This window comes from Bacillus luti (assembly GCF_001884105.1).
GTDB classification, from domain to species: Bacteria; Bacillota; Bacilli; order Bacillales; family Bacillaceae_G; genus Bacillus_A; species Bacillus_A luti.
In genome coordinates this window covers 58031-77328 of the sequence record NZ_MACI01000010.1, presented here as the reverse complement: position 1 = coordinate 77328, position 19298 = coordinate 58031, and the positions used below count along the sequence as shown (strand labels likewise).

Sequence of the window (19298 nt, the reverse complement as noted above, 5' to 3'; positions counted from 1 at the left end):
ATGAAGCAGGTTTTGTTCATGGATACGACGCTTCGTGATGGCGAACAATCACCAGGAGTTAATTTAAATGAACAAGAGAAATTACAAATTGCAAAGCAACTGGAGAAACTTGGTATTAATGTCATGGAAGCTGGCTTTGCAGCAGCTTCCGAAGGAGATTTTCAATCAGTAAAACGTATTGCAAATACAATTCAAAATGCTACAGTTATGAGTTTAGCTAGAGCGAAAGAAAGTGATATTCGAAGAGCCTATGAAGCTGTGAAAGGTGCTGTATCTCCTCGTCTACACGTATTTTTAGCTACGAGTGATATTCATATGAAGTATAAACTTTGTATGTCGAAAGAAGATGTGTTAGATAGCATTTATCGCTCGGTTACGCTTGGGAAATCGTTATTTCCAACCGTACAATTTTCAGCAGAAGATGCGACAAGAACTTCAAGAGCATTTTTAGCTGAAGCAGTAGAAGTTGCAATTGGAGCAGGAGCGAATGTAATCAATATTCCAGATACAGTGGGATATACGAATCCAGAAGAATATTATTCTCTTTTTAAATATTTACAAGAATCTGTTCCATCCTATGAAAAAGCAATATTTTCTTGTCATTGTCATGATGATCTTGGGATGGCAGTAGCAAATTCGTTAGCTGCGGTTGAAGGCGGAGCATTGCAAGTAGAAGGAACAATTAACGGAATTGGAGAAAGAGCAGGGAATGCGGCGCTAGAAGAGGTCGCAGTTGCTCTTCATATTAGAAAAGATTTCTATAAAGCGGAGTCTTCTATGACGTTAAAAGAAATTAAATCGACGAGTACGTTAGTAAGTCGTTTAACAGGTATGGTTGTACCGAAAAATAAAGCAATCGTTGGAGCAAATGCTTTTGCTCACGAATCAGGTATTCATCAAGATGGTGTTTTAAAGGAAGTAACGACATATGAAATTATTGAACCGTCACTTATAGGAGAATCTCAAAACCTATTTGTACTTGGTAAACATTCTGGGCGTCATGCGTTTACGGAAAAAATGAAAGAGCTTGGTTATGAGTTTACAAGTGAAGAGCGTGATACGGTATTTGAAGCATTTAAAAAATTAGCAGATCGCAAAAAGGAAATTACGGAAGAAGATTTACGTGCGCTTATGCTTGGTGAAGCAGCATTTGCGGCACAGCAATATAATATTAAACAATTGCAAGTACATTTCGTATCAAATAGCACACAATGTGCGACAGTCGTCCTGAAAGATGAGGAAGGAAATGTATACGAAGATGCAGCAACTGGTTCTGGAAGCATTGAGGCAATTTATAATGCAATCCAAAGAATTTTAGGATTAGAATGTGAATTGGCGGATTATCGCATACAATCTATTACACAAGGTCAAGATGCACTGGCTCATGTTCATGTTGAATTAAAAGAAGGAACTCATCAAGTATCAGGTTTTGGTGTTGCGCAAGACGTATTGGAAGCGTCGGCGAGAGCTTATGTCCATGCAGCAGGGAAATTAAAATCTTATATATCACTTGTAAAGTAAGTGTGTGATAGGTGAGGGAAACTTTCCTCATCTATCACATTAAAGTTCTGAAAATTCAGTTAAAAGGAGTGTTGGAATTGGAAAAGCGTATCGTTTGTTTAGCTGGTGATGGTGTTGGACCAGAAGTTATGGAAAGTGCGAAGGAAGTATTGCATATGGTAGAGAGGCTATATGGACATCATTTTCATTTGCAAGATGAGCATTTTGGTGGTGTTGCTATCGATTTAACGGGGCAACCATTACCACAGCGAACACTTGCCGCTTGTTTAGCGAGCGATGCGGTTTTACTTGGAGCAGTCGGTGGACCTCGTTGGGATAGTGCGAAAGAAAGGCCAGAGAAAGGATTATTAGCATTAAGAAAAGGACTCGGTGTATTTGCGAATGTTCGCCCTGTAACAGTAGAAAGTGAAACTGCACATTTATCCCCATTGAAAAACGCTGAAGAAATTGATTTCGTTGTTGTTCGGGAATTAACAGGGGGAATCTATTTTTCTTATCCAAAAGAACGAACGGAAGAAGTAGCGACAGATACACTTACGTATCATCGCCATGAAATTGAACGTATCGTTTCGTATGCTTTTCAATTAGCGAGTAAGAGGAAGAAAAAAGTAACATCAATTGATAAGGCAAATGTTTTAGAGTCTAGTAAACTATGGAGAACCGTAACAGAGGAAGTAGCACTTCGCTATCCAAATGTGGAATTAGAGCACATTTTAGTAGATGCGGCAGCTATGGAATTAATTCGGAATCCAGGACGCTTCGATGTTATCGTAACAGAAAATTTATTTGGTGATATTTTAAGTGATGAGGCTTCTGTATTAGCTGGATCATTAGGGATGCTTCCATCAGCAAGTCATGCTGAAAATGGTCCTTCATTATACGAGCCTATTCACGGATCGGCACCGGATATTGCTGGGAGAAATAAGGCGAATCCAATTGCAATGATGCGTTCTGTTGCAATGATGCTTGGGCAGTCATTCGGATTAACGAGAGAAGGATGTGCAATTGAATCTGCAATTTCTGCAGTGCTTAAATTAGGAAAATGTACAGCGGATATCGGAGGAGATGAGACAACAACTTCATTTACGAAGGCAGTTATGCAAGAGATGGAAGAGCAAGCGCTAGTAGGGAGAGGAAGATAATGGGGAAAAGGTTGCTAGATAAGCTTTGGGAACGACACGTAGTTGCGACAAACGAAAATGGGTTGGATTTATTATATATTGATCTTCATCTCGTTCATGAAGTAACGTCACCGCAAGCCTTTGAAGGCTTGCGGCTGGCAAATCGGACAGTCCGCAGACCGGATTTAACATTCGCAACGATGGATCATAATATTCCAACGAAAGATGTTTGGAATATTACCGATCGCATTGCGAAGCAGCAACTAGATACACTTCGGGAAAATTGTAAACAATTTCAGGTGCCATTAGCGGATATTGGTGATGAAGAGCAAGGGATCGTTCATGTTATCGGGCCAGAACTTGGACTTACACAACCAGGGAAAACGATTGTCTGTGGTGATAGTCATACAGCAACGCATGGTGCTTTCGGTGCGCTAGCATTTGGTATTGGTACGAGTGAAGTGGAGCATGTATTAGCAACGCAAACGCTGTGGCAACAAAAGCCGAAAGCGATGGGCATTGAGCTAAAAGGAAAGTTACCGCAAGGTGTTTATGCTAAAGATATTATTTTGCACCTCCTTTCAAAGTACGGCGTAGCAGTTGGAACAGGTTACGTAATGGAGTTTTACGGAGAGACAATTCATGCTATGGATATGGAAGAGAGGATGACGCTTTGCAATATGGCAATTGAAGGGGGAGCAAAGGCTGGCATTATTGCACCAGATGCAAAAACATTTTCTTACGTAAAAGGGCGTCAATATGCACCGAAAGACTATGAGTCTATTCAGAAGAAATGGTCGGAACTTTATACAGATGCAGATGCCATTTATGATTTACATATTTCGATAGATGTTACGGATTTAGCACCATATGTTACGTGGGGAACAAATCCAAGTATGGGTGTTCGCATTGATGAAAAATTGCCAGAAAAGCATGATGCAAATGAGGAAAGAGCATTTTCTTATATGGGATTGAGTCCTGGGCAAAGTACGTATGACATTCCAGTTCAACATGTTTTCATTGGATCTTGTACAAATTCCAGGCTTTCTGATTTAGAAATTGCCGCATCTGTCGTGAAAGGTAAAAAGGTAAAAGAAGGTGTGCGGGCACTCGTTGTACCTGGATCTCAAAGGGTAAGAGAAGCAGCGATGCATAAAGGATTACATCGCATATTTGAAGAAGCGGGATTTGAATGGAGAGAGCCCGGATGTTCAATGTGTCTCGGAATGAATCCAGATCAAGTACCTGAAGGAGAACATTGTGCATCTACTTCAAATCGTAATTTTGAAGGAAGACAAGGAAAAGGGGCGCGAACGCATTTAGTTAGCCCGGCAATGGCGGCAGCGGCTGCGTTATATGGTCATTTTGTTGATATTAGAAAGGAGAGTTATGATGGAGCCATTTCGTATTCATAAAGGTACTGCCGCAGTATTGATGAATGATAACATTGATACAGATCAAATTATTCCGAAGCAATATTTAAAGAGAATTGAAAGAACGGGGTTTGGAAAGTTTTTATTTGATGAGTGGCGATATGATAATGATCGTCATGAAAATCCTAACTTTCCTCTAAATGCACAAGAAAGAAAAGGAGCTAGTATATTAATTACTGGGGATAATTTCGGGTGCGGTTCTTCGAGAGAACATGCTCCGTGGGCACTTGCTGATTATGGTTTTCGTGTTATTATCGCGGGTGGTTTTGCAGATATTTTTTATATGAATTGTATGAAGAATGGTATGTTACCGATTGTGATGGATAAAGAGACGCGTGAACAACTTGCTAAAACGGATGCGCGAGAACAAATTGAAGTTGATTTAGAAAATGAAGTAATTACAACGAATACGCACAGGTTCCATTTCACAATCGAAAAAATGTGGAAAGAAAAATTAGTAAATGGCTTAGACGAAATTAGCATTACAATGCAATATGAACAAGAAATAAAAGAGTATGAAAGAAAAGTAGTTTTATATTAATTGATAACAGAATATTAAAAATGTATTTACATTCAGAATTAACTGTTATATACTATGTGAAAATCAGAGGAGAAAGGGAGTAAGTATTATGAATATCGTGCGATCTATTACAATGCTTACACAACTACATCATCATACATGAAACCCTTGAACCTAACGTGAAAACGTGTAGGTACAAGGGTTATTCCCGTTGTACCTACACTCTACTAAAGAGCCTTGTAGGTATTTTGTCTACAAGGCTCTTTTTATTTTCGGTTTAGGTGAATGAAATGGGCATACATTAGAAAGGGAAAGGTGTGAGAATTTAGATGACAAAGTGGAAAAGGGCGAATCCGAATGGAACGAGAGATTATTTATTTGAAGAGTGTACGTTAATCGAGGAAGTGGAACAAAATTTAAGACGTACATTTTTAGAGAGAGGCTATGAGGAAATAAGGACACCTACAATTGAGTTTTATGATGTGTTTGCTTTTCAAAATCGGCCGATAGATGAAGAGAAGATGTATAAATTTTTTGATGAAAAGGGACGGATTATTGTACTGCGTCCTGATATGACGATTCCTTTAGCGAGAGTGATTGGAACGCAGAGATGGGATACGCCACTGAAAGTGACGTATAGCGGGAATGTATTTCGAGCGAATGAGTCCCATTCTGGAAAGTATAATGAAATCGTGCAAAGTGGTATTGAAATTATCGGGATCGATAATGTAAGAGCTGAAATTGAATGTGTAATAAGTGTCATTCAAGCACTTCAAAAGTTGAAGGTGAAATCTTTTACAATTGAGATTGGGCAAGTACAGTTATATAAATGTATTGTAAAAAAACTCTCCATCCATGATGAAGAAGAGAAAGTACTTAGAACTTATATAGAAAGTAAAAATTATGCTGCCCTCTCAAATTTTATCGAAGAAAAGAAATTAGACCGCTGTGATGAAACAGTAAGCTTACTTGAGAAATTGCCAAGGCTATTTGGAAATTTAGAGGTTATTGAGGAAGCGGAAAAACTTGCCTCAAGTAATGAAATGAAAATGGCCATTGCAAGAGTGAAGGAAATATATGAAGCAATTGAAAAACTGGGATATGGATCTTACATATCTATTGATTTAGGGATGATTCAACATTTGGATTATTATACGGGTGTTATTTTCAAAGGTTATATATATGAAATTGGAGAAGAGATTGTTAGTGGCGGAAGATACGATGAGTTAATTGGTAATTTTGGTGAGATGGTGTCAGCGGTTGGACTCGCGGTGCAAGTAAATCAAATCGTTAAGGCATTGCAAGAGCAGCAAGTATCGTATGAACGAGAGTCAATAGATATGATGATTCATTATGAATTAAATAGAGTAGCGGAAGCAGAAAGGTTACGAAGCTTACTTCGAAAGGATGGAAAGAATGCTAGGTTATCTCTATTCTCTAATTTAAACGACACCTTTCAATTTGCAAGAAAAAATAAAATCATAACGGTCGTTGAGGCAAAGAATGAATCATTAGTGGAATATGTTTGGAAAGAGAAATGGGTCGTTCAGAAAGAAGGGGAGACTTCATGCGTAACATTCAAATTGCGTTAACGAAAGGAAGACTAGAAAAGCATGTGATTCCATTGTTTGAGCAAATTGGAATTGATTGTTCAGAGCTTAAAGATAAAGGGAGAAAGCTTGTCTTTCAAAGTAAGAACACAAATGTTTCATTTATTTTAGTGAAAGCGGTAGATGTTGCTACTTATGTAGAACATGGCGTGGCTGACATCGGTGTTGTTGGAAAAGATATTCTAATGGAAAACGAGAAAGATGTATATGAAATGGTAGATCTAGGGGTGGGGATGTGTAAGTTTTGTGTCGCTTCTATTCCTACGTATAATCCGAAGAGTTACCGGAAGAAACGAATTGCTACGAAATATCCACACATCACTTCCAATTATTTTCACGAAAAGGGGGAAGATGTAGAAATTATAAAAATAGAAGGTTCTGTAGAAATTGCTCCTCTTTTAGGATTAGCAGATGCAATTGTTGATATTGTTGAAACGGGAAAAACATTACAAGAGAATGGACTCATTGTATTTGAGGAAATGTATTCTATATCAGCTCGAGTAATTGTAAATAAGGCAGCTTTAAAAACTAAAAAAGACGAAATATTCAGTATTATAAATATGATGGAGCAAGAAATTTTGTCTGGTAAATAGGAGGATTAAAATGGAAATCATTTATGAAGATTTCAAAGAGGCATTAACGAAAATAAAAGTGCTAAGAGAAAGAGCTAATATAATAGAAGAAACTATTCAAAGAAGTGTAAGAGAAATTGTTCAAAACGTAAGAGAGAGTAAAGATGAGGCTTTATCTTTGTACACAAAAAAGTTTGATCGTGTGGAGGTTACAAATTTTCGTGTAAGTGAGGAAGAAATAAAAAAAGCGAGTATGTTAGTGGAACATACTTTTCTAGAAGCGTTACAAGAAGCGAAGAGAAACATTGTCTCCTATCACGAAAAGCAAAAGAGGCAATCGATGCTTGACTGCGTGAGTGATGGGGTAATTAGAGGGCAACTCATTCAGCCTTTAGAAAATGTAGGTGTATATGTGCCGGGGGGGACGGCTTCTTATCCTTCATCCGTATTAATGAATGTATTACCAGCCAAAATCGCAGGTGTGAAAAAAATTATAATGGTAACACCGCCGAGAGAAGGAGGAATTGATCCTCATATATTAGCAGCCGCAAACCTTGCGGGAGTAGATGAAATTTATATGGCCGGTGGTGCGCAAGCAATTGCTGCTTTAGCGTATGGGACGGAATCGATTCCGAAAGTGGATAAAATAGTTGGACCGGGAAATTTGTACGTTGCTCTAGCGAAGCGAGAAGTATACGGAATAGTAAATATCGATATGATTGCTGGACCATCAGAAATTGTAGTTATCGCTGATGAAACAGGGAATGCCAATTATATTGCTGCGGATTTATTGTCACAGGCAGAGCATGACGAAAGAGCAACAGCTATTTGTATTACAACGAATATAGAGCTAGCAAAAGGAGTAGAAAGAGAGATTGAAAGACAGTTAGGGACATTACCAAGAAGTGAGATTGCTCGTGAATCTATAAAAAGAAATGGAGCAATTTGTGTTGTTCCTTCATTAGAAAAGGCGTTCCAATTATCAAATGAAATCGCTCCGGAACATTTAGAGCTACATATAAAAGAACCGATGAATGCTCTAGCTTATGTGAAGCATGCAGGATCTATTTTCCTTGGACCATATACACCTGAGCCGCTCGGTGATTATTTGGCAGGACCGAATCACGTATTACCGACAAGTGGAACGGCAAGATTCTTCTCTCCGTTATCAGTCGATGATTTTGTGAAAAAGTCAAGCTTCGTTTCTTATACAGAAGAAGCGTTAAAGAGTGTACAACATCATATTGTTGAACTAGCAAATAAAGAAGGTTTACATGCGCATGCGAGAGCAATCCAAATTAGATTTGAGGAGGAAGAATAATGCGTGAGTCCAGTCAAGTACGTGAGACGACAGAAACAAAAATTAAACTAAGTTTGCAGCTCGATGAAAGTACGAATGTGTCTGTGCAAACGGGAGTAGGTTTCTTTGATCATATGCTAACTTTGTTTGCAAGACATGGAAGATTTGGTTTACAAGTTGAAGCAGAAGGAGATGTATTTGTTGACGCTCATCATACAGTTGAAGATGTAGGAATTGTACTCGGAAATTGTTTGAAAGAAGCATTGCAAAATAAAGAGAGCATTAACAGGTATGGATCGGCATATGTACCGATGGATGAGTCTTTAGGCTTTGTTGCAATTGATATAAGTGGTCGCTCTTATATTGTGTTTCAGGGAGAATTAACAAATCCCAAATTAGGCGATTTCGATACAGAATTAACGGAAGAATTTTTTAGAGCAGTTGCTCATGCTGCCAATATTACATTACATGCTCGCATTCTATACGGAAGTAATACACATCACAAAATTGAAGCTTTATTTAAAGCATTTGGTCGAGCGCTTAGAGAGGCAGTCGATAAAAATGTCAATATTACTGGTGTAAATTCAACAAAGGGGATGTTGTAATTGATTTCCATTATAGATTATGGCATGGGGAATATTCGCAGTGTAGAACAAGCATTACAATACGTTGGAGCAGAGTATGTCGTAACGAGTGATAAGGAAGAAATATTGAGAAGTGATGGAGTTATTTTACCGGGAGTAGGTGCATTTCCGAAAGCGATGGACGTACTAGAAGAAAAAGATTTAGTGTGTGTACTTAAAGAAATTGGGGATATAGGGAAACCGCTCCTTGGTATATGTTTAGGAATGCAGCTTTTATTTGAAAAAAGTGAGGAATTAAAAGAATGTAGCGGATTACACTTATTGCCTGGTGTTATTCGAAAGTTAAAAGTTCCTTATAAAATCCCACATATGGGGTGGAATGAATTAATGAAAGAAAGGGAGTTTTCGCTTTGGAATGGGATAGAAGACAGTGCCTTCGTATACTATGTTCATTCTTATTATGCAGATTGTCCAGATGAAATTGTGTGTGGGGCAAGTGAATATGGAGTGCGAGTACCTGGTTTTGTAGCGAAAGGAAATGTATTTGGTGCGCAGTTTCATCCTGAAAAAAGTGGAGAGATTGGAATACGTATTTTAAAGAATTTTAAAGGAGTGGTAGAAGAATGGAAATTTTCCCAGCAATCGATTTAAAAGAAGGGCGATGCGTTAGGCTTTATCAAGGAGAGTTTAGTAAAGAAACTGTCATGAATGAAGATCCGGTTGCACAAGCAATTATATTTGAAAAACTGGGAGCGAGAAGGTTACACATTGTTGATTTAGATGGTGCAATTGCTGGGGAGTCATTAAATTTTTCCGTAATTGAAAAAATATGCAGAGCGATACGTATTCCCGTGCAAGTTGGAGGCGGGATTCGATCACTTGCAGCAGTGGAGAAGTTATTATTAGTTGGTGTAGATAAAGTGATTTTAGGAACAGCTGCCCTTTATGATAAGTCATTTTTAGAAGAAGCAGTTCGTTTATATGAAGAGAAAATTATCGTTGGAATTGATGCGAAAAATGGTTTTGTGGCAACGAGGGGTTGGCTTGATGTGTCTGAAATTTCTTACATTGATTTAGCGAAACAGATGGAAAAATTAGGTGTCAAAACAATTGTGTTTACGGATATTTCGAAAGACGGGACGCTTGCAGGACCGAATTTTGAACAATTAAAGTCATTACAAAATAGTGTGGATATTCGTCTTATCGCTTCTGGAGGAGTGGCAACCATTCAAGATGTAAAAAAATTAAATGCTATGAATATATACGGTGTCATAATTGGAAAGGCATTTTATGAGAAAACGATTGATTTAGAAGAAGTGTTACAGGTAACAAAGCTATGTTAGCGAAACGAATTATTCCATGTCTAGATGTGAAAGAAGGTAGAGTCGTAAAGGGTGTGAATTTTATAGGATTACGAGACGTTGGTGATCCGGTCGAAATAGCCGCTTTATATAATGATGCGGGAGCAGACGAAATTGTATTTTTGGATATTACTGCGACGCACGAAGGAAGAAAAACGATTCTGGATGTTGTAGAAAAAACGGCCTCAAAAGTATTTATTCCTCTTACAGTAGGCGGAGGGATTTCTAATGTTCAAGATATATATAATTTACTAAGATCTGGTGCGGATAAAATTTCGATTAATTCAGCAGCTATACGGAATCCAAGGCTAATTCAGGAAGGAGCAGAATATTTTGGCTCACAATGTATTGTCACAGCAATTGATGCTAGAAAAGTAGCGGAAGATAGGTGGAATGTATACGTGAACGGAGGCAGAGTTGATACAGGAATAGATGCGATAGAATGGGCGAAGCGCGTTGCTGAGCTAGGTGCAGGTGAAATTTTGTTAACGAGTATGGATGCAGATGGAACGAAAAATGGATATGATCTTCAGTTAACAGAAGAAATTTCAAAAAGTGTTTCCGTTCCAGTCATTGCGTCAGGCGGATGTGGTCATGCTGATCACATTATAGAAGTCTTTCAAAAGACAACAGTCGATGCAGCATTAGCGGCATCCATCTTTCACTATGGTGAGGAAACTGTACAGAGTGTAAAGAGAAAGTTAAGAGAAGCTAACGTTGAGGTGCGGCTATGAAACCTAACTTTTCAAAAGGATTACTACCAGCAGTTGTAATTGAAGAAGGTACAAAAGAAGTTTTAATGTTAGCTTATATGAATGAAGAAGCATATGAAAAAACGCTGAAAACGAAAAAAACGTGGTTTTATTCTCGCTCGAGACAATCGTTATGGAATAAAGGAGAAACATCAGGAAATGTCCAATATGTACAATCGGTTTATTTAGATTGTGATCAAGATTCAATTGTTGTTGTCGTAAAGCAAGTAGGACCTGCTTGCCACACGGGAGAGAAAACATGTTTTCACTATAAAATTATATAGGGGGATACATATGGAAAATGTCTTTAAGTTATTATTTGAAACAATTGAAGAACGAAAGGAAAATCCATTGCCTGAATCATATACAAATTATTTATTTTCAAAAGGAGAAGATAAAATTTTAAAGAAAATTGGTGAGGAGTGTGCGGAAGTAATCGTCGCATCTAAAAATAATGATAAAGATGAACTCGTAAAAGAAATGGTTGATGTGTTTTATCACTGCTTCGTGCTATTAGCTGAAAAAAACATTACATTGGAAGATATCATGCAAGAAGTGAAAGAACGAAATGGAAAGCTTTCGAGAGTAGGGGATCGAAAAGAAATAGATACATTATAAGGGGGAATACATATGAAAGTGGACTATCATCTTCACTTAGAAGAAGGGCCATATTCAATAGGGTGGCTTGCTAAAATAAATGAAGCAATGGAATATTATGAACCGCTTCAAGAAAAAAAACATTCTATCAATTGGCTTATGAAAACACAAGAGCGTTTGCAAGGACGTGTGAAGGAAGGACCATTTACAGCAAAATGGATTGATTTATATTTAGAAGAAGCGTTGCGAAAAGGTATAAAAGAAGTTGGGATTGTTGATCATTTATATCGTTTTCATGAGGCGAAAGGATATTATGAAAAATATGTAGATATTAGTGATTCAAAGCTTGGTCGTTTACAAAAGGAATGGTTAGACCAAGTAAGAGTCGTTTCACTATATGATTTTACAAAGGCGATTGAAGAAGCGAAAGAACGTTGGAGTAAAAAAGGCGTCACACTTAAACTTGGAATTGAGGCGGATTATTTTATTGGTTGTGAAGAAGAGCTGAAAAACTTATTAGCGCTAGGAGACTTTGATTATGTAATTGGTTCTGTTCATTTTCTAAACGGCTGGGGTTTCGATAATCCAGATACGAAGGAGTATTTTGAGGAACATGATTTACATGCATTATATGATACGTTTTTCAAAACTGTCGAGCGTGCGGTTCGTTCTGAGCTATTTGATATTATAGCTCATCTAGATAATATAAAAGTATTTAATTACAGGTTGGATGAGAATGAGCAGCTTTCTTATTATAAGGAAATTGCTCGTGCGTTAGTAGACACAAATACTGCAACAGAAATAAATGCAGGATTGTACTATCGCTATCCTGTCCGTGAAATGTGTCCAAGTCCGCTCTATCTACAAGTGTTAGCTAAATATGGAGTTCCTATTACGATTTCTTCGGATGCACATTATCCGAATGATTTAGGGAAATATGTAAAAGAAAATGTGCAAACATTACGAACACATGGCATCTCTCATATCGCAACATTTACGAAACGAGTCAGAGCAATGAAATTAATTGAAGAAGAAGTAACAATTTCAAAATGATCACGATTTTTTGATGAAAACATCCCTTTTTGTTCAAAATAAGAAAGAATAAAAAGGAGGGTAAGAAATGCCGAAACAACAAAATCAACAAAATCAACAAAATGTACAAGGCACACAGCAACAAGCTTATACTTCTGAAACGAATGCTACATCTCAATCGGTTATTGAGGAGCAAATTAGCGATACAGTTGCAGAAGGAACAATTGATGTGAAGCTTGGAAAAGAATCACAAGAAAAAGCGTAAAAAGAGGGGAGACTTGCATCTCCTCTTTTTTCATGGAAAAGTGTCGATTTTCAAAACTATAATCAAATTCCTTGGTTTTTATATACGGATTTCTTACAATGAAAGATAAGAGATATCTTATTTTCTATAGAAGAGGTGTTAGTAGTGGCAAAAATATTAGTAGCAGGGAAAATTCCAGAAATCGGATTAGAACTATTAAAGGATCACGATGTAGAAATGTATGATAAAGAGGAGTTAATTTCTTTAGATGAATTAACAGAGCGTGTACAAGATAAAGATGCATTGTTAAGTTTACTTTCTACAAAGGTACCGAAAGAAGTTATTGATGCAGCACCTCATTTAAAGATTGTTGCAAACTATGGTGCTGGTTATGACAATATTGATTATACGTATGCGGGCGAAAAAGGAATTGTAGTATCGAATACACCGAAAGTATCAACGGAAGCGACAGCAGAATTAACATTTGCACTTCTTTTAGCAGCTGCACGTAGAATTCCTGAAGGGGATACGTTATGTCGTACGACTGGATTTAACGGATGGGCACCTTTATTTTTCTTAGGCCGAGAAGTACATGGTAAAACAATTGGAATTATTGGTCTTGGAGAAATCGGGAAGGCAGTTGCAAAGCGTGCGAAAGCGTTTGGAATGAATATTTTATATACAGGGCCTAATCGTAAGCTTGAAGCTGAGAATGAACTAGGAGCAACGTATGTAACGTTGGAAGAATTATTACAAACAGCAGACTTTATTACAATTAACTGTGCGTATAATCCGAAATTGCATCATATGATTGATGAAGAACAGTTTAAAATGATGAAGAAAACAGCGTATATTGTAAATGCTTCACGTGGACCAATTATGCATGAAGCGGCACTTGCTCATGCATTAAAAACGAATGAAATTGAAGGGGCAGCTCTTGATGTGTTTGAGTTTGAACCGAAAATTACAGAAGAACTAAAAGGATTAAAGAATGTTGTGCTTGCTCCTCATGTAGGAAATGCAACATTTGAAACGCGTGACGCGATGGCTGAAATGGCTGTAAGAAATATTTTGGCTGTGTTGAACGGGGAAGAAGCAGTGACACCTGTAAATCAAAAAGTATTCGTTACAAAATAAAGTGAAATGCTAATCAGAGGCATATCGCCTAGAAAAATAAAAAGAAACCTTCCGGATGTGGAAGGTTTCTTTTTATTTTTCTTTATTTGCTTTTTTTGACGGTCTTTGTCTAATGAATTGAGATAACATGTACAAAATGTATAGTGGGATGGCAATGAATAGGAAAACAGAAAAATTACCAAACCCTGTTTGATACATTGTGATAATGATTCCAACTAAAAATAGTGTAATAATGATGCTATATCGTGGAATTGGTACATCTTTTAAACTTGGGATACGAATGCGGCTTACCATTAAAAATGCGAACGTTACAAATACTGTAATTAGAACGATTTTTGGAATGGTATGTGAAAATAAGGTTAAGAAAGCGACAAGCCCTCCCGCTGCTGTAATCGGAACTCCAGTGAAATATTTCATTGAAGTAGAAGATGGTGTTACATTAAATCGTGCTAAGCGATATGCTCCGAAAAGAGGGAATAGTCCCGCTATGTATAGTCCGATGATTCCATAGTTGGAGAATGATGTGTAATACATTAAAACAGCAGGTGCTGCACCAAATGTTACTACATCCGCAAGCGAGTCAAGCTCTTTCCCCATTTGTGAATCCACACGTAATAAACGAGCAACACGACCATCAAGACTATCTAACATCATCCCGATAAGTACTAAAATAGCAGCTGATTTATAATATCCTAAAGATGCATAGCCGATTGATAAGAATCCGCTATATAAATTTCCGAGCGTAAATAAGTTTGGAATAGCTGCTCTATACAAAATCTGATCCCTTGCTTTCTGTAATGAATTCTTAATTAGTTTATGAAAGTTTACTCATTTTATCATACCATAAATTTATTCCTCATACGAAAAAAATTCCCAATTTGTGAAAGATTTCGTAGAAGAATAATTCGAAAAATAAGTAAAAAAAGGAAGCAACTTCTATAAAGTTGCTTCCTGAACTATTCAAATTTCGTTGTCATCGTTCCAGTGTTAAATCGATTGTTAGGATCGAAACGTAATAAATCTCCATAAATCAGTTTATCGGAAAGTTTTAATTCTGTTTTTGCTTTTTCAATATACGGCTGACATAGTGTTAAATCGGTTTCTGCCCCCGTATTTCGTTTGTAGCACATGTTTTTTGTGTAAACATACTCTTCCGAAACAAAGCTACCGTCCCGCATGATCATAAGAGGGTCTTTCTCTTTAATGAATAAATCAGTTCCAAATTCTACGGATTTATTTGTTTTAATACCAAGTAAATGAAGAAGAGTTGGTTTAATATCAATTTGACCAGATACTTTAGAAATGACTTTTCCTTCTTGACCAGGCACATGAATAATGAGAGGGACGCGTTGTAATTGCATAGAATCAAACGGTGTAATAGCGTCTTTCCCAAGGAACTGAGCCATAGCTGCGTTATGGTTTTCAGAAATACCGTAATGATCACCATAAATGACAATAACGGAATTGTCGTACAGTCCTTCTGCTTTTAATTGATTAATAAATAATTTAAGAGCTTCATCCGTGTAACGAACGGTTGGGAAGTAGCGGTTTAAAACGCCACTTTCTGAATTAAACTCATCAACATATTGATCCTCTGGATTTAGAAGAAACGGAAAATGGTTTGTTAAAGTAATGAATTTTGTATAGAACGGCTCTGGTAAAGATTTTAGCTTTGGAATAGATTGCTCAAAGAACTCTTTATCTTTTAATCCCCAGCCGACAGACATTTGTTCTGTACCTACGTAATCATTTAAATTAAAGTAACGATCATATCCAAGTGCAGGATACATTACATCACGATTCCAAAACGCTTTATCGTTTGAATGAAAGACAGCAGAAGAATATCCGTATTTCTTTAATTGTTCTGGTGTAGCTGTATATTCATTTGTTGCGTGAGTAAAGAATACAGAACCGCGGTCTAACGGATAAAGTGAATTTTCGACGATAAATTCAGCATCAGAAGTTTTACCTTGTCCTGTTTGATGATAAAAGTTATCGAAATAAAAACTATCTTTAATAAATTCGTTTAAAAATGGAGTAATTTCTTTTCCATTTATTTTTTTATTAATAACAAAACTTTGTGTAGATTCCATTGAAATCAAAATCACATTTTTACCTTTTGCAGCTCCAAATAAGTTCTTATCAACTTGCTTCTCTTTTGAGTCCGTATAGTTTTTAATTTCAGAGAACCCGTCCCCACTTGCAAATACACGTTCAGCTGAAGATTTTGATTGAAGTGTAATATCGAATAGATGATATGTGTATAAACCTAAATTTTTCACGACAGTTTGACGGTCAAATGAGCGTGAGAACATTTGTGGTTTATAAATAACGGAAACAACTATTTGTAGTGCTAATAGAGCTGTTACACCGCTAAAGAAAGTACGCTTTTCAGAGCGAGAAAGCGGCGTCTTGTCACAAAATGCTGGGAATTTACGTGAAAGAAACATTAAAATAATCGCATCTGCAAATAAAAGTAATGTTTTATACGTAAAGAGTTCTTTTATACTCGTCCCTAAATCAGCCATATTATTTGTTTGAAATAACACTGGGAACGTAACGAAATCGTTATAAAACCCATAAAACATTGCATTTCCAAATAAAATGAATGATAGTATAAAACTAATTCCAACTATAATGCGGTTTCGGTGTTTGGATGCAAATAAAGCAAAACCGAAAAATAAAAGTAACGCAGCTAGTGGATTAATAAAAAGCATAAACTCTTCAAAGAAATTATCAATTTTAATATCGAATGCTAGCTTGTACACAATATATGTTTTTATCCATAATAAAACGACTGCAATAAGTGCAAATCGCAGTTTTGGAAACAGACGTTGTAGCATAATATACTCCTCTCCTAAAAAGCATGACAGTTCTTGTGGGCCTATTTGATTAGCGCCTCATTTTATATATACGAACAGTCCTTTGTTATTATGATTATTATACTATGAGTATCATTATACGAAAATAAAAGAGAGTTGTGGACTTTTTTATAATAATTGAGTAGAAAAAGAGCGATGGGAGACAATAAAATGGAATTTCTTTGTATGATAATGATCGTGCGCAGAAAGAATCACGTAATAATACGGAGGTTATAATGCGAAAATTATTATATTTTATTGCATGCAGTAGTTGTATACTTTTTGCTTCACCGAGTGTTTCTGTAGCCCAATATGATGCACCCCTTATGGAAGATGCACTTTATTCTGTTTTATTTCCAAAAATAAATAAAGCAATTGAAAAACAATATGGGAGTTTGAAGCCTTATCAATGTCCTAAAATTATTAGTTTAAAAAAAGTGTATAGTGGTACATATTTATTTCAAGCGGTTATTGAAGTGACGAAGTATGAACACGTTGGTGGGAAAATTGTGCCGCCATTTGAAAAAGTAACGATCACATTTAATAACGAAGAAGGCGAATGGGAAGTGACAAAGATCATGATAAAGCGCTTACCAAATGATACAAAACTAAACTGTAAAAAAACAATATAAAAAATTGTTTGACAAATAAAATGGTCCTTTGGTATTGTTAATAGCAACAATTAGATGTTTGAAAATTAAATAGACTTACCTCATCTACTCTCAAAGGTAGAGGCCGCGATAGGAAAGAGTAAGCTATGGGAGATTTAATGGAATCTGTGATCATAGGTTGAAAGGGACTATTGCCGAAATATAAGAATAACCATCTTATTCATATATTGGGACTGCATTGAATAAATGTAGTACTGTCATAAGATTTATTTTATGGAGAGCTATTTGGAGATGTTGATGCGGTTTCTTATTTTGAGGAGATAACAACTCGTTTATTTTTTCAATATATATTTTTCCTAATAAGAAACGCGTGTGAACATTGTTCCGCGCGTTTTTTGTCTATCTAAAAGCGTGCTGCAATGAATAGAAGATTGGGGTTATGAGTTTTAGAGGAAATAAGGGAGGAATTCAAATGTATTTACACGGCACGAGCCGAATCAATGGGCAAGGACACTTAGAAATTGGAGGGTGCGATACGACGCAGCTAGCAAAACAATACGGAACACCACTTTATGTATACGATGAAGAGTCAATTCGAGGGAAGTGCCGCGCGTTTCATCGTGCTTTTAAAGAAAGTGGTTTCTCTTATCAAGTAGCGTATGCAAGCAAGGCGTTCTTGTGCATGGAGATGTGCCGAGTAGCTCGTGAAGAAAATATGTCGTTAGATGTTGTTTCTGGAGGGGAATTATATACTGCGCTTCAAGCAGGGTTTCCGGCATCGCGCATTCATTTTCACGGCAATAATAAAACAGAAGAAGAGATCGTGATGGCTCTTCAGGCGAATATTGGTTGTTTTGTAGTCGATAATTTTTTAGAATTAGAAATTTTGCATGATTTAGCAGTGCAACATGGGAAATTTGTGAACATATTAATTCGTGTAACGCCTGGAGTAGAGGCGCACACACATGAATATATTACAACAGGCCAAGAGGATTCAAAATTTGGATTTGGTGTTTCAAATGGTCAAGCGATGCAGGCAATTGAGCTTGCTTTACAAAAATCAAATTATAATGTGCTAGGTATTCATTCCCATATCGGATCACAAATATTTGAAACAGCTGGTTTTGTTCGAGCAATTGAAGTTCTTCGCCAATTTTTAGAAGAAGTGAGAGAGCAAACAAACTATGTAGTAAAGGTGTTAAATGTAGGCGGAGGGTTCGGAATACGCTACACAGATTCGGATACGCCATTAACACTTGAGACATATGTGCGAGCTGTAACGAGTGCAGTGAGAGAACAATTTACAGTATGTAACTATCCATTGCCAGAAATTTGGGTTGAACCAGGTCGTAGTATCGTAGGTGATGCTGGAACGACAATTTATACAGTCGGATCGGTGAAAGATATTCCTGGCATAAGAAAATATGTTTCGGTAGATGGTGGAATGACGGATAATTTAAGACCTGCCTTATATAACGCTCGTTATGAAGCAATGTTAGCGAATCGAGGGAATGATGCGAATGAGGAACTCGTTTCGATTGCTGGGAAATGTTGTGAGAGTGGAGATATGCTGATTTGGGATATTCATTTACCAAAAGTCGCTTCTTCCGATTTACTAGCAATTTCTTGTACAGGAGCATATGGCTATTCGATGGCGAATAATTATAATCGAATTCGGAGACCAGCTGTCGTCTTTGCGAAAGGTGGAACATCGCAAATTGTAGTGGAACGCGAAACATATGAAAATATTATTGGGAACGATCGCATACGTATTAAAGAACTTGTTTAAATAGAGAAAAGGAGTTGTTCGGATGGGCAATTCCTTTTTTGTAAAATAAAATAATTAAAATATATCGGAAAACTAGGATTGAAAAAAATCAGAATTGTGATAAAATACAAATACAAAGCTTATCAAGAGAAGCGGAGGGAACTGGCCCGAAGAAGCTCGGCAACCTGCTTATAGAAAGCAAGGTGCTAAATCCAGCAAAATGGAATCCATTTTGAAAGATAAGGTAAAATATATTACCGAACAGTCTTTTCGA

Annotated in this window: 20 protein-coding genes and 2 riboswitches; of the genes, 18 read left to right on the top strand and 2 right to left on the bottom strand. The window is 36.9% G+C overall.

All coding sequences use genetic code 11. The features are described 5' to 3' along the window. The 16 genes from leuA to BAQ48_RS02365 all read left to right on the top strand — a co-directional run bounded on the left by leuA (position 1) and on the right by BAQ48_RS02365 (position 13784). The gene (gene leuA, locus BAQ48_RS02440) at positions 1-1521 is read left to right on the top strand and encodes a 2-isopropylmalate synthase (protein ID WP_071709855.1); all 1521 of its coding nucleotides are present in this window, start codon (positions 1-3) and stop codon (positions 1519-1521) included. A 77-nt stretch (positions 1522-1598) separates the two neighbouring features. Further along, entirely contained in the window at positions 1599-2663 is a 1065-nt protein-coding gene (leuB, locus tag BAQ48_RS02435; RefSeq protein WP_071709854.1) for a 3-isopropylmalate dehydrogenase, read from the top strand. After that, positions 2663-4057: a 3-isopropylmalate dehydratase large subunit gene (gene leuC, locus BAQ48_RS02430; RefSeq protein WP_071709853.1), complete on the top strand. Its 1395-nt coding sequence runs from the start codon at positions 2663-2665 to the stop codon at positions 4055-4057. Before leuB ends, leuC begins: the two co-directional genes overlap by 1 nt. Next, positions 4035-4616 (top strand): 3-isopropylmalate dehydratase small subunit, encoded by a 582-nt coding sequence (leuD, locus tag BAQ48_RS02425; RefSeq protein WP_071709852.1) that lies wholly within the window; start codon positions 4035-4037, stop codon positions 4614-4616. The genes leuC and leuD overlap by 23 nt, the downstream gene beginning before the upstream one ends. A 308-nt stretch (positions 4617-4924) precedes the next feature. After that, the gene (locus BAQ48_RS02420) at positions 4925-6187 is read left to right on the top strand and encodes an ATP phosphoribosyltransferase regulatory subunit (RefSeq protein WP_071709851.1); all 1263 of its coding nucleotides are present in this window, start codon (positions 4925-4927) and stop codon (positions 6185-6187) included. Next, positions 6163-6798, top strand: a complete 636-nt coding sequence (gene hisG / locus BAQ48_RS02415) for an ATP phosphoribosyltransferase (protein ID WP_001244468.1) — start codon at positions 6163-6165, stop codon at positions 6796-6798. The genes BAQ48_RS02420 and hisG overlap by 25 nt, the downstream gene beginning before the upstream one ends. Positions 6799-6808: 10 nt before the next feature. Then, a complete protein-coding gene (gene hisD, locus BAQ48_RS02410) occupies positions 6809-8098 on the top strand; it encodes a histidinol dehydrogenase (RefSeq protein WP_071709850.1) in 1290 nt (429 codons plus the stop codon). Then, positions 8098-8682 carry an imidazoleglycerol-phosphate dehydratase HisB gene (gene hisB, locus BAQ48_RS02405; protein WP_071709849.1) on the top strand — a complete coding sequence of 195 codons (585 nt, stop codon included), beginning with the start codon at positions 8098-8100 and terminating at the stop codon, positions 8680-8682. The genes hisD and hisB overlap by 1 nt, the downstream gene beginning before the upstream one ends. Beyond that, on the top strand, positions 8683-9312 hold the full coding sequence (gene hisH, locus BAQ48_RS02400) for an imidazole glycerol phosphate synthase subunit HisH (RefSeq protein ID WP_071709848.1): 630 nt from the start codon (positions 8683-8685) through the stop codon (positions 9310-9312). Further along, entirely contained in the window at positions 9285-10004 is a 720-nt protein-coding gene (gene hisA / locus BAQ48_RS02395; RefSeq protein WP_071709847.1) for a 1-(5-phosphoribosyl)-5-[(5-phosphoribosylamino)methylideneamino]imidazole-4-carboxamide isomerase, read from the top strand. Before hisH ends, hisA begins: the two co-directional genes overlap by 28 nt. Beyond that, positions 9998-10756, top strand: coding sequence for an imidazole glycerol phosphate synthase subunit HisF (gene hisF / locus BAQ48_RS02390; protein WP_071709846.1), 759 nt, complete (start codon positions 9998-10000; stop codon positions 10754-10756). The genes hisA and hisF overlap by 7 nt, the downstream gene beginning before the upstream one ends. Further along, positions 10753-11058, top strand: coding sequence for a phosphoribosyl-AMP cyclohydrolase (gene hisI / locus BAQ48_RS02385; RefSeq protein ID WP_071709845.1), 306 nt, complete (start codon positions 10753-10755; stop codon positions 11056-11058). Before hisF ends, hisI begins: the two co-directional genes overlap by 4 nt. A 10-nt stretch (positions 11059-11068) precedes the next feature. Further along, positions 11069-11392: a phosphoribosyl-ATP diphosphatase gene (hisE, locus tag BAQ48_RS02380; protein ID WP_071709844.1), complete on the top strand. Its 324-nt coding sequence runs from the start codon at positions 11069-11071 to the stop codon at positions 11390-11392. A 12-nt stretch (positions 11393-11404) separates the two neighbouring features. Continuing rightward, a complete protein-coding gene (locus BAQ48_RS02375) occupies positions 11405-12424 on the top strand; it encodes a histidinol phosphate phosphatase domain-containing protein (RefSeq protein ID WP_071709843.1) in 1020 nt (339 codons plus the stop codon). 67 nt (positions 12425-12491) lie between these two features. Continuing rightward, positions 12492-12668 (top strand): DUF4025 domain-containing protein, encoded by a 177-nt coding sequence (locus tag BAQ48_RS02370; protein ID WP_071709842.1) that lies wholly within the window; start codon positions 12492-12494, stop codon positions 12666-12668. Positions 12669-12812: 144 nt separating this feature from the next. Continuing rightward, positions 12813-13784, top strand: coding sequence for an NAD(P)-dependent oxidoreductase (locus tag BAQ48_RS02365; RefSeq protein WP_071709841.1), 972 nt, complete (start codon positions 12813-12815; stop codon positions 13782-13784). A gap of 72 nt (positions 13785-13856) precedes the next feature. Here BAQ48_RS02365 and pssA read toward each other — a convergent pair whose 3' ends face one another. Continuing rightward, complete coding sequence (pssA, locus tag BAQ48_RS02360) at positions 13857-14558, bottom strand: CDP-diacylglycerol--serine O-phosphatidyltransferase (protein ID WP_000285417.1); 702 nt, start codon at positions 14556-14558, stop codon at positions 13857-13859. A gap of 182 nt (positions 14559-14740) precedes the next feature. Further along, positions 14741-16627 (bottom strand): LTA synthase family protein, encoded by a 1887-nt coding sequence (locus BAQ48_RS02355; RefSeq protein ID WP_071709840.1) that lies wholly within the window; start codon positions 16625-16627, stop codon positions 14741-14743. Positions 16628-16881: 254 nt separating this feature from the next. Here BAQ48_RS02355 and BAQ48_RS02350 point away from each other — a divergent pair, with 254 nt between their 5' ends. Further along, the gene (locus BAQ48_RS02350) at positions 16882-17277 is read left to right on the top strand and encodes a DUF3888 domain-containing protein (protein WP_001228818.1); all 396 of its coding nucleotides are present in this window, start codon (positions 16882-16884) and stop codon (positions 17275-17277) included. A gap of 89 nt (positions 17278-17366) precedes the next feature. Further along, a riboswitch (Lysine riboswitch) is annotated at positions 17367-17548 on the top strand. Between the two features lie 180 nt (positions 17549-17728). After that, complete coding sequence (gene lysA / locus BAQ48_RS02345; RefSeq protein ID WP_071709839.1) at positions 17729-19045, top strand: diaminopimelate decarboxylase; 1317 nt, start codon at positions 17729-17731, stop codon at positions 19043-19045. Positions 19046-19161: 116 nt separating this feature from the next. Next, positions 19162-19270: riboswitch (SAM riboswitch) on the top strand. Positions 19271-19298 lie beyond the last annotated feature (28 nt).

Bases quoted from the DNA above. Each gene is read 5' to 3' on its own strand.
- leuA (WP_071709855.1), top strand. From the start codon at position 1: ATGAAGCAGGTTTTGTTCATGGATACGACGCTTCGTGATGGCGAACAA.
- leuC (WP_071709853.1), top strand. From the start codon at position 2,663: ATGGGGAAAAGGTTGCTAGATAAGCTTTGGGAACGACACGTAGTTGCG.
- leuD (WP_071709852.1), top strand. From the start codon at position 4,035: ATGGAGCCATTTCGTATTCATAAAGGTACTGCCGCAGTATTGATGAAT.
- BAQ48_RS02420 (WP_071709851.1), top strand. From the start codon at position 4,925: ATGACAAAGTGGAAAAGGGCGAATCCGAATGGAACGAGAGATTATTTA.
- hisG (WP_001244468.1), top strand. From the start codon at position 6,163: ATGCGTAACATTCAAATTGCGTTAACGAAAGGAAGACTAGAAAAGCAT.
- hisD (WP_071709850.1), top strand. From the start codon at position 6,809: ATGGAAATCATTTATGAAGATTTCAAAGAGGCATTAACGAAAATAAAA.
- hisB (WP_071709849.1), top strand. From the start codon at position 8,098: ATGCGTGAGTCCAGTCAAGTACGTGAGACGACAGAAACAAAAATTAAA.
- hisA (WP_071709847.1), top strand. From the start codon at position 9,285: ATGGAAATTTTCCCAGCAATCGATTTAAAAGAAGGGCGATGCGTTAGG.
- hisF (WP_071709846.1), top strand. From the start codon at position 9,998: ATGTTAGCGAAACGAATTATTCCATGTCTAGATGTGAAAGAAGGTAGA.
- hisI (WP_071709845.1), top strand. From the start codon at position 10,753: ATGAAACCTAACTTTTCAAAAGGATTACTACCAGCAGTTGTAATTGAA.
- hisE (WP_071709844.1), top strand. From the start codon at position 11,069: ATGGAAAATGTCTTTAAGTTATTATTTGAAACAATTGAAGAACGAAAG.
- BAQ48_RS02375 (WP_071709843.1), top strand. From the start codon at position 11,405: ATGAAAGTGGACTATCATCTTCACTTAGAAGAAGGGCCATATTCAATA.
- BAQ48_RS02370 (WP_071709842.1), top strand. From the start codon at position 12,492: ATGCCGAAACAACAAAATCAACAAAATCAACAAAATGTACAAGGCACA.
- BAQ48_RS02355 (WP_071709840.1), bottom strand. From the start codon at position 16,627: ATGCTACAACGTCTGTTTCCAAAACTGCGATTTGCACTTATTGCAGTC.
- BAQ48_RS02350 (WP_001228818.1), top strand. From the start codon at position 16,882: ATGCGAAAATTATTATATTTTATTGCATGCAGTAGTTGTATACTTTTT.
- lysA (WP_071709839.1), top strand. From the start codon at position 17,729: ATGTATTTACACGGCACGAGCCGAATCAATGGGCAAGGACACTTAGAA.